Annotated in this window: 11 protein-coding genes, 1 tRNA gene and 1 pseudogene; 8 read left to right on the top strand and 5 right to left on the bottom strand. The window is 65.5% G+C overall.

What is annotated here, in order from left to right; translation table 11 throughout:
• Window positions 1-147: 147 nt before the first annotated feature.
• Together DFR51_RS15260 and DFR51_RS15255 are read left to right on the top strand one after the other, a co-directional pair.
• Window positions 148-528, top strand: coding sequence for a VOC family protein (locus DFR51_RS15260; protein ID WP_121052777.1), 381 nt, complete (start codon window positions 148-150; stop codon window positions 526-528).
• A gap of 143 nt (window positions 529-671) precedes the next feature.
• Window positions 672-1,961: a chloride channel protein gene (locus DFR51_RS15255; protein WP_121052775.1), complete on the top strand. Its 1,290-nt coding sequence runs from the start codon at window positions 672-674 to the stop codon at window positions 1,959-1,961.
• A 38-nt stretch (window positions 1,962-1,999) separates the two neighbouring features.
• Here the strand turns inward: DFR51_RS15255 and DFR51_RS15250 are convergent, their stop codons facing one another.
• From DFR51_RS15250 to DFR51_RS15240, 3 genes are all read right to left on the bottom strand, one after another.
• Window positions 2,000-2,629 (bottom strand): DsbA family oxidoreductase, encoded by a 630-nt coding sequence (locus tag DFR51_RS15250; protein ID WP_121052773.1) that lies wholly within the window; start codon window positions 2,627-2,629, stop codon window positions 2,000-2,002.
• Between the two features lie 26 nt (window positions 2,630-2,655).
• Window positions 2,656-4,014 carry a diguanylate cyclase gene (locus tag DFR51_RS15245; protein WP_121052771.1) on the bottom strand — a complete coding sequence of 453 codons (1,359 nt, stop codon included), beginning with the start codon at window positions 4,012-4,014 and terminating at the stop codon, window positions 2,656-2,658.
• Between the two features lie 66 nt (window positions 4,015-4,080).
• The gene (locus DFR51_RS15240) at window positions 4,081-6,165 is read right to left on the bottom strand and encodes a putative bifunctional diguanylate cyclase/phosphodiesterase (RefSeq protein WP_121052770.1); all 2,085 of its coding nucleotides are present in this window, start codon (window positions 6,163-6,165) and stop codon (window positions 4,081-4,083) included.
• A 138-nt stretch (window positions 6,166-6,303) separates the two neighbouring features.
• Here DFR51_RS15240 and moaA point away from each other — a divergent pair, with 138 nt between their 5' ends.
• The 4 genes from moaA to DFR51_RS19405 all read left to right on the top strand — a co-directional run bounded on the left by moaA (window position 6,304) and on the right by DFR51_RS19405 (window position 8,605).
• On the top strand, window positions 6,304-7,329 hold the full coding sequence (moaA, locus tag DFR51_RS15235) for a GTP 3',8-cyclase MoaA (protein ID WP_121052768.1): 1,026 nt from the start codon (window positions 6,304-6,306) through the stop codon (window positions 7,327-7,329).
• The gene (locus DFR51_RS15230) at window positions 7,326-8,108 is read left to right on the top strand and encodes an NAD kinase (RefSeq protein WP_121052766.1); all 783 of its coding nucleotides are present in this window, start codon (window positions 7,326-7,328) and stop codon (window positions 8,106-8,108) included. Before moaA ends, DFR51_RS15230 begins: the two co-directional genes overlap by 4 nt.
• 77 nt (window positions 8,109-8,185) lie before the next feature.
• Window positions 8,186-8,260: transfer RNA gene (locus DFR51_RS15225), tRNA-Asn, on the top strand.
• A 24-nt stretch (window positions 8,261-8,284) separates the two neighbouring features.
• A complete protein-coding gene (locus DFR51_RS19405; RefSeq protein ID WP_243446571.1) occupies window positions 8,285-8,605 on the top strand; it encodes a hypothetical protein in 321 nt (106 codons plus the stop codon).
• A gap of 237 nt (window positions 8,606-8,842) precedes the next feature.
• On the opposite strand, the pseudogene DFR51_RS19400 reads toward DFR51_RS19405, so the two are convergent.
• Together DFR51_RS19400 and DFR51_RS15215 are read right to left on the bottom strand one after the other, a co-directional pair.
• Window positions 8,843-9,895 (bottom strand): annotated as a pseudogene (locus tag DFR51_RS19400) (recombinase family protein); the annotation flags it as partial.
• Window positions 9,896-9,916: 21 nt separating this feature from the next.
• On the bottom strand, window positions 9,917-10,306 hold the full coding sequence (locus tag DFR51_RS15215) for a hypothetical protein (protein WP_121052764.1): 390 nt from the start codon (window positions 10,304-10,306) through the stop codon (window positions 9,917-9,919).
• A gap of 291 nt (window positions 10,307-10,597) precedes the next feature.
• Between DFR51_RS15215 and DFR51_RS15210 the strand changes: the two genes are divergently transcribed.
• Together DFR51_RS15210 and DFR51_RS15205 are read left to right on the top strand one after the other, a co-directional pair.
• Window positions 10,598-11,092 (top strand): hypothetical protein, encoded by a 495-nt coding sequence (locus DFR51_RS15210; protein WP_126494958.1) that lies wholly within the window; start codon window positions 10,598-10,600, stop codon window positions 11,090-11,092.
• Between the two features lie 76 nt (window positions 11,093-11,168).
• On the top strand, window positions 11,169-11,675 hold the full coding sequence (locus tag DFR51_RS15205) for an RES family NAD+ phosphorylase (protein ID WP_160119257.1): 507 nt from the start codon (window positions 11,169-11,171) through the stop codon (window positions 11,673-11,675).
• Window positions 11,676-11,731 lie beyond the last annotated feature (56 nt).

The following is an 11,731-nucleotide window of genomic DNA, read 5'->3' as shown; positions in this document are numbered from 1 at the left end:
GCCCCACTTTTCACAGTTTGGGGGGGGCGATGTCGAGTACTACCTGCATTCCGACTGCCGGTAGTGATATCTTGATGCGCCACGGGGCCCATGCAATCAGTCATCTGAAGCCGCATTCCCCTGCGGCATTGGAGGAGGAGAGAAGACGTGTTCAGTCATATTATGGTCGGCGCGGACGACACGGCAGCCGCCAAGACGTTCTACGACGCGACACTCGGCGCGCTCGGCGTTCCGCCGGGCACAGTCGATGACAAAGGGCGCCTTTTCTACATGACGCAGAGCGGCATCTTCGCGGTGACGCAGCCGATCAACGGCGAACCTGCGTGCTGCGCCAACGGCGGTACGATCGGCTTTGCCGCAAAATCGCCGGCGGAAGCCGATGCCTGGCACGCCGCGGGCGTGGCGAACGGCGGCACGACCTGCGAAGACCCGCCCGGCGTGCGCGAAGGCAGCTTCGGCAAGCTCTACCTTGCCTATCTGCGCGACCCTGCCGGCAACAAGCTCTGCGCTCTGCACCGGATGAGCTGAACCGCATTTCGGGCTGCCTGCTGACGCGCGGGCAGCCCCTTTTCTTGCCCCGGCCCTGCATTTGCCGTTAGACGAAGGTCCATCCTTCATACTGGCTCCGGGGAAACACCTTCACTTTGGAAGCACTGCGCAAGCTGAGAATCATGGTGCGGCGGCATGGCCCCGCCGCACCAATCTGGCGACGACGGATCGCTCTCAGCATCGGTGCGGTCTCCGTGGGCCTTGCCGCGCTGCTCTTCGCCCGGCTCGCCGACAGCGCCAGCCACGTGTTCACGCATCATATCGCAAAACACTGGTGGCTTCCGCTGATCCTCACCCCTGCCGGGTTCGCGCTGATCGCCTGGTGTACGCGGACGTTCGCGCCTGAGACGGCTGGATCCGGGATTCCGCAGGTCATCGCCGCAACGCGCGATCCGCCGCGCGCGGTGCCGCTGCTGATCCCGCTGCGAGCCGCGGCGATGAAACTGATCCTGACCGTAGCGGCGCTGCTCGTCGGCGGTTCGGTCGGTCGTGAAGGTCCGACCGTGCAGATCTCCGCAGCGATCATGGCCGGCTATCACCGCCTGCTTCAGGTGCCGCTGCGCGCTTCCGTCATCATCGCCGGGGGCGCGGCGGGGGTCGCCGCCGCGTTCAACACGCCGCTGGCCGGTCTCACCTTCGCGATCGAGGAACTCGCCGACGCCTATGAGCAGCGCATGGCGCTGCTGGCGATGACCACCATCCTGATCGCAGGCATGGTCAGCCTCGGCCTTGCCGGGGACTATGTCTATTTCGGCTTCGTCAGGCAGACCATGCATTTCAGCGGAGCGCTTCGCGTCGCGCCAATCGCAGGCATCGCCGGCGGCCTGACCGGCGGGCTGTTCGCGCGCATGATGCTCGACATCGACCGGTACAAGGATCGCTGGATACCGGCGATGCGGGACCAGCCAGTGCGCTGGGCACTGCTTTGCGGCGCCGTCGTCGCGCTGACCGGCGTATCGACAGGGCTGACCTGGGGCACGGGATACGAAGCCGCACGCGGTATCATCGAAGGTACGGAGACGCCCTATTGGTATGGTCCATCCAAGCTGATCGCGACGCTGGCAACCGCTGTTGCGGGCATACCGGGCGGCATTTTCGCCCCGTCGCTGTCAGCCGGCGCGGGGCTTGGCGCCATCCTGAAAGCGATTTTCCCCGACGAGCCGGGCGGCGCGGTGGTGCTGCTCGGCATGGTGGCCTATTTCACGGGCGTCGTTCGGGCCCCCTTGACCGCCGTGATCATCATCGTCGAGGCGACCGCGAGCCGGGGCCTCATTCTTCCTCTGTTCACAGCAGCGCTGATCGCGCACGGCACGTCACGCCTCGTTTGCAAGGAACGCCTTTATCACGGGCTCGCCCAGCCCTGGCACGCCAAGCTTGCCGCGGAATCGACAAAAGCCGGCAAGGACGCCTGATTTCCGCTTCGGCAGGCGGCCCTGCCGACGCAATCGCTCTAATCCCCGGTGGCCGCCGCGAGCTCCGCCGCCTGCCTCAGTGCCTCGATCGGCTGCGCGCCGACCACGGCGACCTTGTTGGCGAATATATGCGTGGGAACGCCGCTGACGCCCATTGAACGAGCCCGGTCCGCCTGCGCATCGACGATATCCCTGTCGGCATCGCCGGCAAGCAGCCCTTCCAGAATGGCCCGGTCCATGCCCGCCGCAGCGCCGATATCGGCAAGGACGGCGGCATCGCCGATATCGCGCCCTTCGCTGAAATAGGCCCGGAAAAGCCCCTCTGCGACAGTGTCCGCACGCCCCTGCCCGCCAGCCCAGCGCACGAGACGGTGCGCGTCGCGCGTATCGGGGATGCGAACCACGCGGGAATAATCGATATCGAGACCGGCCGCCTTCGCCACCGCCGTGACATTCGCGCCGAGTTCGCGCGCCCGCTCGTCGCTGCCGAACTTCGCGCGTACGAAATCGGCACGGTCGACACCGCCTTCAGGCATATCGGGGTGCAGCAGGTAGGGATGCCAGCGCCGATCGATATCCGCCTCGCTCGCGAAGGTATCGAGATGGCGCTTGCCGATCCAACACCACGGGCAAACGAAATCCGAAACGACATCGATAGTGATCGCCATGAAAAGCCTCCCGCGGGGAAGCTGGATCAGGCGGCGACTGCGACCTTCCGCGCCTTCAGCGACGCAACGAGGGTCCGCGCGTCGGCATCGCCATCCCAGCAGGCGAGAGTGTAGCCGATCCTGAGCGCGATGGAAGCACCGCCCGGCAGATCGATCTTCTGGAAGCGCAGCACGTTTGCGAGGCGGCGGATCGCGACGTTCGCGCTGGCGTAGCGCGTGTCCGGGAACTGCACGAGGATACGGCTGCCCGACAGGCGCGTCGCCATATCCTCACCGCGAATGCAGCGGCGCACCATGTCGCCGACGCGGCGCATCACGATGTCGCCCGCCAGATAGCCGTGCGCGGCATTGATCTCGTCAAGATTCTCGATCGTGAGGCCGCCTATGGCCACGGGAAGCGAAAGCTCGGCACAGTCGCGCAAGGTCGACTGCAGATGCGCCATGCCGAAGCCGTGGCCCGCAAATCCCGTGAGCCCGTCGCGAATGACCATCTCGACGTGCTGCGCATAGCGCGCGGCAAGCGCGGCGCGCAGTGCTTCGAGCCGCTTGAACGAGGTGAGGTGCACGGAGAGCTGCTCACTCGACAGGCAGGTCGGCGCGACATCGGTGATGCCCGCATTGAACACCATGTCGAGATCGAGCTTCTCGACGTCCGGCGTCGCGAGGAGGACGGGGAGATTGTAGAGCGCGGGCACGCGGCGCATCCGGTCCGCGAAATCGATCGCGCTTTTGGGGTCGACCGCCGAGCAGAGCAGCACGGCATCGAGACCGCCGCGATAAAGCAGCGCCCGCGCCGCCTCCGGATCATCGCAGATCGTCGCCTCGGTGCAGGACCGCACAGCGCGGTTGAACTGTTCGGCGCAATGCGCGCTCTGATCGAACTGAACGAGCAGGACCGACGCGCGGCGGCTGGCGATCACCGGCTCGGCGGGCGCCAGGAACAGCCCGTCGCCGCTCGTGAAGCCGCGTGCGGTCGCCTGCCGACGCGCAAGTTCGCGGCGCATGGTGGAAAGGCGCAGCAGGATGGCGACGCGGCTTGCGACCTGTGTGGGGTGCATCGGCCGGTGAATGATGTCGTCGAAGCCCGCGTGCTGGAGATCGCGGTGAAGCGCGGCGGTGCCGTCTTCGGTGAGCGCGACGAGCATCATGTCCTCGCGCTGTGCCCACCGCTCGGCGCTGCGCGCGAAGGTGGTGACGGCGGCGATCCCGATTTCCGCGCCCGCAAGCACGATGACAAGCTGGTAGCGTCCGCTCGACGCGAGCGGTAGCGCTTCCGTCCAGGACGCACCTTCCACCAAAGTGAACTTGTCGGCCGCGATCTTCGCGACGCCCGCTTTCGCGTGCGTTTCATCCTTGCCGACGACGAGTACGCGATTGGCCTGCACGAACCAGCCAGCCCCCTGTTAAAGCGCTAATGTACGGCTTTGTATGAGACGGCGGTTAAGGATTGGTCAAGCGGCGCGGGCGCGCTGCCAGTTTTCCACGAACGGCGGAAGCTCGCCAAGCGCGAGCGGCGGGCTGCACAGATAGCCCTGATACCAGTTGCAGCCTTCGCGCACGAGCGTTTCGAGCTGACTTTCGGATTCGACACCCTCCGCGACCACCACCATGCCGAGCGACCGCGCCATGTCGACGACGCCGCGCACGATCACACGGTCGCGCGTCGAGCCCGAGAGGTCGGTGACGAGCTTCTTGTCGACCTTGAGGATATCGAGCGGCAGCGACTTCAGATAGGCGAGCGACGAGTAGCCGGTGCCGAAATCGTCGATGGCGACGCTGATGCCGCGCTGGCGGAGCTTGGAGAGGATTTCGGACGCGTGCTCCAGATCCTCGACGAGGCCGCCCTCGGTGACCTCCAGCGTCAGCCGCGACGGCGGAAAGTGACTGTCGGCAAGCGATTCCGCGACGATGCGCTCAAAATCCGCCGCGCGCATGTCCGCCGCCGTGACGTTGATGGACAGCCTGAGATCGCGCAGATGGTCGGGCCACGCCGCCGCCTCGCTGCACGCCTGCCGCATGATCTGTTCGCCGAGACGGGTGCCGAACTCGGCGCGCTCCGCGATCGCGAACAGGGTTTCGGCGGGGAGCACGCCGTAGAGCGGATGCTCCCAGCGCACGAGCGCCTCGACGCCGACGATACGGTTGGTGACGATATCGACCTGCGGTTGATAGAGCAGGCTGAGGCCGCGCCGTTCCGCCGCCGCGCGCAGGTCCGCCTCCAGGCTGGCGAAGCGCGCCGGGTTACCGTGCTCGTCGGAAAGGAACACCTGAAAACTGTTGGGATCGAGCTCCTTCGCGCTGGAGAGCGCCGCGCTCGCGCGCTGGAAAAGCTCGTCAGCGCTCGTCACCTCCTCGTCGCTTGCGGCGATGCCGATGCGGCACGAAAGGTGGATGACACGCCCGCCGACGATGAACGGCTTCTCGAAACCCTTGCCGATGCGCTGGCTGAAGAACACCGCCTGATTGAGCGTGATCGGCCCAGCGAAAGCCACCGCGAACTCGGCGCCGCCGAGACGCGCGGGAAGTTCGCTTTCGGCGGTCTGGTCGTTCAGCAGGCGGCGCAGGCGGCGGCCGACAGCCTGGAGCAGCGAATCCGCGACGGCGCGGCCATAGGCGGCGTTCACCTGATCGAAGCGGCTGATCGCGAACATCACGACGATGCATGCGGGGTTGTGCCCGGCGCGCGTGTTCAGCTTCTCATCGACCCACGCGCGGGCGTGGCGGAGATTCGCAAGGCCGGTGAGCGTATCGAAATGTGCGGACAGCCGCCGCTCAATGAGCGTTGAATCCAGGTCCTCGACCGTGGCGGTGAGCCCGATCACGCTGCCCGCAGCATCGCGCGTGGGCCGTATGTGGTGAACGTAGGTGTGGGGCCGTCCGTCGAGAATGAGGCGGTGTTCGACCTCTCCAGGCACGCCCGCCTGCCAGATACGGCGGACGGCGCGGCGCGCCTGCGCGCGCGCACGTCGATCGAGCCGCAAGAACGCATCGTCGAGCGAAAGCCGGTCGGTGTGCGGGGGATCGCCGATGAGCACCGCCAGCGCCGGGCTGGTGCGGACGAAATCGTCGCCCACGCTCCACTCCCAGCGCGCCGTGCCGCCAATCGAGGCCTGCGCGGAGGCCACGGCCGCCTCGGCGCTCGTCTTCTGCATCCGCCGGATGGAGCGCTCGACGAAACGGAGCGACTGGCCAAGTTCGGACGCGCCGAACGGGCTGATCAGATAGTGCGTCGCCCCCGCGGTGTAGACATCGCCGAGCGAGGCGGCATCACTGCGCGAAAGGAGGACGAGAAGGCCGCCGCGCCGCTCCTGCACCGCCTGCGAAAGCTGCTCGACCTGCTGGAGACCGCGTTGCAGCGCGCCGCGGGCGTCGACAATCGCGATCAGCGCTTCCGACGCGGCATAGCGACGGGCGGCATCGTCAGGCCGAAGGCTGACGATAACCGGGCGTCCTGTCGCCTCAATGGCATCCTGCGCTTCGCGCCGGTAGCGGAATGAGGCGAGAAAGACGGGCGCAGAAAGCGATGAGCCGTGCATTTCACCTCGTTTGGAGACCGCAGCGCCTGTAACACTATCACGACGCCCTGCAAAGGCCAGCGCCGAGCCTGAACGAAGTCATTGCCAGATACGGCAAAACTTGCCCCCCGCCCCCGGCACGACTAACTCTGGAGGACGATGAAGGACGTAATCGCAGAGACGACCGGGCAAGGCCCGCTGGTCGACCCCTTCGGGCGGGCGGTGACGTACCTGCGCGTCTCCGTGACCGACCGCTGCGATTTCCGCTGCACGTACTGCATGGCGGAAACCATGCAGTTCCTGCCGAAATCCGAAGTGCTGAGCCTGGAAGAAATCGAGCGCATCGCTTCCGCCTTCATCCGGCGGGGCGTGCGCAAGGTGCGGCTGACGGGCGGCGAGCCGCTCGTGCGACGCGGCATCGTGAGCCTTGTCGACTCGCTCGGGCGGCATTTGGGACGCGGCCTCGACGAGCTGACGCTCACCACCAACGGTAACCAGCTTGCCAAACACGCCGAAGCTCTCGCCACCGCAGGCGTGCGCCGTGTGAACGTGAGCCTCGACACGCTGGACCCGGACCGTTTCCGGCGCATCACCCGCTGGGGCGAGCTGCCGCGCGTGCTGGACGGCATCGCCGCCGCCAAGGCAGCGGGGCTCGCGATCAAGATCAACACCGTGGCGCTGCGCGGCATCAACGAGGACGAGCTCGGCGACATGGCGGCCTGGTGCTGCCGCGAAGGCCACGACCTCACTTTCATCGAAACCATGCCGATGGGCGAGGTCGATGAAGACCGCACCGACCACTACCTGCCGCTTTCCATCGTGCGCGCCGAACTTGCGAAACGCTTCACATTCCGACCGACCGATTATGTGACAGGCGGCCCCGCCCGCTATGTCGAGGTGGCGGAGACCGGCCGCAGGATCGGCTTCATCACCCCCCTCACCCACAATTTCTGCGAAAGCTGCAATCGCGTGCGGCTGACCGCAACGGGACGTCTCTATATGTGCCTTGGGCAGGAAGACAGCGCCGACCTGCGCGCCGCCGTGCGCCCCTCCCCCTCCGACGCCGACCTCGACGCCGCGATCACCGAGGCGATTACGCGCAAGCCCAAAGGCCACGATTTCGTTATCGGACGCGGACAGCCCCGTGCGGCCGTTCCCCGCCATATGAGCGTGACCGGCGGATGAACCACAAGCTGCCCGGCAAGGTGGCGCTCGCCGTCTCGCCCACCCCTGCCGCCCACGAGGCCGCTGCGGATATCCTGCCGCTGCACGACTGGGCGAGCGAAGCCGAGGCGGACATCATCCTCGCGCTCGGCGGCGACGGCTTCATGCTGCAAACGCTGCACGCCGTGCTCCATCGGCGGCGCCCCGCACGCGTCTTCGGCATGAACCGGGGCACGGTCGGCTTCCTGATGAACGAATACAGCCCGGACGGCATCGCGGAGCGCATCGCGAACGCGCGCGCGTTCAAGCTGCACCCCCTGCAAATGGATGCGCGCACGATTTCGGGAGACCGTATCGTCTCCCCGGCCATCAACGAGGTCTCGCTGCTGCGCGAAACACGGCAGGCCGCAAAGATCGAAATATCCATCGACGGGCGCGTGCGCATGTCCGAACTCACCTGTGACGGCGTGCTGGTGGCGACGCCCGCGGGCTCCACCGCTTACAACCTCTCGGCGAACGGCCCGATCCTGCCGCTCCAGTCCGACCTCCTCGCGCTGACGCCGATCAGCCCCTTCCGCCCCCGCCGCTGGCGCGGCGCACTTATTCCCGACACGTCGGTGGTGGAGTTCCGGATGCTGGAGGCCGGCAAACGCCCGGTGAGCGCGGTCGCCGACCAGCTCGAAGTGCGCGACGTCGATGTGGTTCGCATCAGCACCGACCGCTCGATCACGCTCGAGCTGCTGTTCGACCCGGAATACGCGCTCGACGACCGCATCGCGATGGAACAGTTCCTGACCTGAAGCCGGACCGCACGCCGCGTGCATTCAGGGCTTGGCAGCCGAAACCGGCACTGTTATACGCCGCGCCCTGACCATGTTCCCCGGTAGCTCAGCGGTAGAGCATCCGACTGTTAATCGGACGGCCGCCTGTTCGAATCAGGCCCGGGGAGCCATTTCGGAACGAAACTGCGAACGCCGTGCGTCGCCGTTTCCACTCCATAGCCTCCTCCGGACGCCACGAGCGTCTGGAGGAGCCTTGGCTTCGAACCCTTAATCCTAATCTCGTCTGTTCCCACCTCGACGCGCTGGACCAGCGCCTGAACGTGGCTTCGCCGGAAGCCTCCGTCGCGCGCCCTGATCTTCTTGCGCGCTTCGATTCCGAATCGACGCAAGAACTCAGGGGTCAGCCGGTTGCCTCTGTCGTCGGCACGGCCTTCCGCCCGATCCGCGTCGGCCCGGGCGGCATCCCGGATCCGCTTCAGCTCCACAATTCGTCCCTTCAAGTTGGGGTCGTCTAGGTCAGCGAGCCCGTTCTCGATTACCTCGTACAGCCGTGTGAGCTTGGCTTCGGCGTCCGCCGCCTGCTTCCTCAATTCGGCGATCCGCCCTCGCAGACGCTCCGTATGCTCTTCCCGGCGCTTGAGCAGACCTGAGAGCAGCTCCTCCAGTCGATCGGGTGCCAGCAGTCGCTCTTCGAGATGGGACACGATCATCTCGTCTAGCTCATTCATCGGAATGGTGCGTCCTCGACATCCGCTCTTCCCCTGTCGGGCAGCAGTGCAGCAGGTGTAGTAGCGGTATTGCTCACCCTTGCCGGAGGTGCGAAGCGTCATCGCTCCACCGCAGTCGGCACAGAAGCACACTCCGCCAAGCAGTGTACCAGCGGACACGAACCGGGGCGCTCGGAGTTGCGGGCTTCGCGAACGCATGACCGCCTGCACCTCGGCGAATTCCTCCTCGCCAATGATCGGCTCGACCGCCATCTCGACGATCTCATCCTCGGATTTCCGCTCACCCTTGCGCTTGCCCGAGACGTTGAAGCGATGGCGGCCGATATATGTCTCGCGCGTAAGAACCTGGTGGACTGCACCAACGCCCCACCGGCCGCCCGTCTGGGTCCGAATGCCATGCGCGTTGAGATAATCGGCGATCTGACGTGACCCCATGGGACCGTCTTCATTGCCGATCCGAGCAAGGCGGAACATGAGCCGAACAGTTTCGGTCTGCATGGGGTCTGGCTCGATCTTCTTCTTCGCGCGCGTGCCTCGCTGCTCGGCGACCACAATCCTGTACCCAAACGGCGGGCGCGAGCCGTTCCAGTATCCCTGGCGCGCGTTCTCACGCATGGCGCGAAGCGTATGCTTGGCATTTTCCTTCGACTGATATTCATCGAATAGCGCCATGATCTGACGCATCATCACGCTCATGGGATCATCGCCGAGGTCCTGCGTGATGGAAATCAGGCGGATCCCGCTCTTCACCAGCCGACGCACGTAGAACTCAAGCTGGAACTGATCGCGGAAGAACCGGGAGAACGAGTGGACGATAATGCAGTCGAACGGCGCGGGCTTCTCCGCTGCGGCGTCCATCATCCTCTGAAACTCGGGACGACGGTCGTCCGTCGCGGACGCTCCGGGTTCGACGAACTCGGCGACCACGGCAATCCCCTTCCCCTCGCAATAAGCGCGTAGCTGACGCCGCTGATCGGGAATCGAGAGATCATGTTCGGCTTGGCGCCCGGTCGAGACGCGGAGATAGAGGGCGGCACGCCCTGGCGATGCCAAGGCGGGGGTCGCTTTGGCGTTCATGCAGGACCTCCATTCAACAAGTCAGTCTGTCGAGCGCAGCAGCTCATCGATGAGCGGGCCGAAATGGGCCTCGAACAGATCCAGTTCAGCCTCCGTGACCGGCACGCATGCCGGCCAATCGTCCGTGATCCGCATGCCCAGTCGAGAGACCGCGGTTCGGCGTTCAACGTCACCCCTCTGACGGCTTGTGCGGGGCTCGGAGGACACGTAGTCGAAGAAGTCGATGACGTCCGCCGAGGTGGGTGCTGCAGCCTTGACATCCATGCGCCCAAGATTGCACAAAATCGAGAAAAGCGCACGGACATCAATGGGTTGCGCGAGGTGCTGCCGACGCAAGATCGGCGGTGCCCGGCGCTTCTCGGTGCTCTTGGCGCAGCGCCTCGAACCATGGAGGAGTGCAAAATCGTACAATTAGCGGGATTCTGTGCCTGCATGACAATCGCAATTGAAGTTTCGACTTTCATGGCATATATCTATCACGACAAATGAACCATTCCAAGGGACATCGCCATGGCGCCCACAGCTTCAGCCGGAACTCGCCGCCGCAGTCGCGCCAGCCACTTCGGAGGTAAGGCCACTTCCACGGCATCTACGCGCAGCCGCCGTTCGGAGCCCGCACCAAGCGAGGATCTCGTCGAGGCCTTCGTCCTTCGGACCGGCCGCGCCCTCGCGCGAATTGCAGAACGGATCCCGCGCGACCGCTTGCTGGCCGCCGTTGGAGCATCGACCGACACGGACGTGCTATTCACGTCCCTGCGTGAAGCCGCCGCGATTGGAGCAGAAATCGAGCCCGACAAGCCCGATCCTCTGACCGAGGCATTCCTGCGCGGATCGGAGATGAAGCGCGACATGCTGAAGGCAGAAGGCGGCGCGCTCTCCGCGCAGCAGCTCGCTGAGCACCTGGGCATCACGCCGCAGGGCCTCGGCCGCAAGCGGGAGCGTAACCAGGTTTTCTGGCTCGACGTCGGGGACGGCTATGTCTACCCGGCCTTCCAGATCGGCAAGAACGGCCTGCTGCCCGGCGTCCGGGAGGTGCTCGACGCCTTCACGGTCGATGACCCTTGGATGCGCGTCAACTTCATGCTCACGGGCGACCAGCGACTTGGCGGCAAGCGGCCGATCGATCTGCTTCGCAAGGGCAAGATCGACGATGTGGTGACGGCAGCGGCGGCTTACGGCGAACATGGCGCCGCCTAGTCCTGGCCCACTTCCGCCGCCCGACTTCGCCAGCCGCGAGCTTCCTCTTGAAGAGATTGCCAGCGGCGCTCGCCTTGTGCGCATCCATCGCAGCGACCTCCGTCCGCTCTTTTTCGGCTCGACTGGCGGCAATCGCTTCGACGATCCGACAAAGACCTACGGGGTCTGCTATCTCGCGACGACGCTCGAAGGTGCCTTCGCGGAAACCTGCCTGCGCAGCGTTGGCGCACGCTTTGTCGCCATGAGTTTCCTCGAGGCGCGATCCTTCTCCGAAGTAGAGGTCACCGCGACCCTCCGCTTGGTCTCCCTTCACGGCCCCGGCTTAGCGCAGGTCGGCGCGACCGGTGCCGTCACGAGTGGGCCTCATGCCGTCGCGCAACGGTGGTCGCGAGCCATCCACGACCATCCTACGGTGCCGGACGGCATTGCCTACCGCTCCAACCACGACAATGGCGAGATCTGCGTCGCGCTCTTTGAGCACGTCGGCGATCGCCTTGCGCCGGCGGGCACCCCTCACCCGATGACAATAGACCGCGACCGATTGGTTGGACTTCTTGCACGCTACAAGGTCGGTCTGGGATAGATGGGGGAATATCGGCGGTGGAACCTTCAACGAGCAAGAACCTGATGCTGCCGCTG

It is taken from the genome of Sphingosinicella microcystinivorans (assembly GCF_003634215.1).
Taxonomy (GTDB): domain Bacteria; phylum Pseudomonadota; class Alphaproteobacteria; order Sphingomonadales; family Sphingomonadaceae; genus Sphingosinicella; species Sphingosinicella microcystinivorans.
Note: the sequence above shows the minus strand (reverse complement) of the source record. Positions and strands in the feature narration are given on the sequence as shown.

Excerpts from the sequence above, each read along its gene's own strand:
- DFR51_RS15255 (WP_121052775.1), top strand. The coding sequence starts at position 672 with ATGGTGCGGCGGCATGGCCCCGCCGCACCAATCTGGCGACGACGGATC.
- DFR51_RS15250 (WP_121052773.1), bottom strand. The coding sequence starts at position 2,629 with ATGGCGATCACTATCGATGTCGTTTCGGATTTCGTTTGCCCGTGGTGT.
- DFR51_RS15240 (WP_121052770.1), bottom strand. The coding sequence starts at position 6,165 with ATGCACGGCTCATCGCTTTCTGCGCCCGTCTTTCTCGCCTCATTCCGC.
- moaA (WP_121052768.1), top strand. The coding sequence starts at position 6,304 with ATGAAGGACGTAATCGCAGAGACGACCGGGCAAGGCCCGCTGGTCGAC.
- DFR51_RS15230 (WP_121052766.1), top strand. The coding sequence starts at position 7,326 with ATGAACCACAAGCTGCCCGGCAAGGTGGCGCTCGCCGTCTCGCCCACC.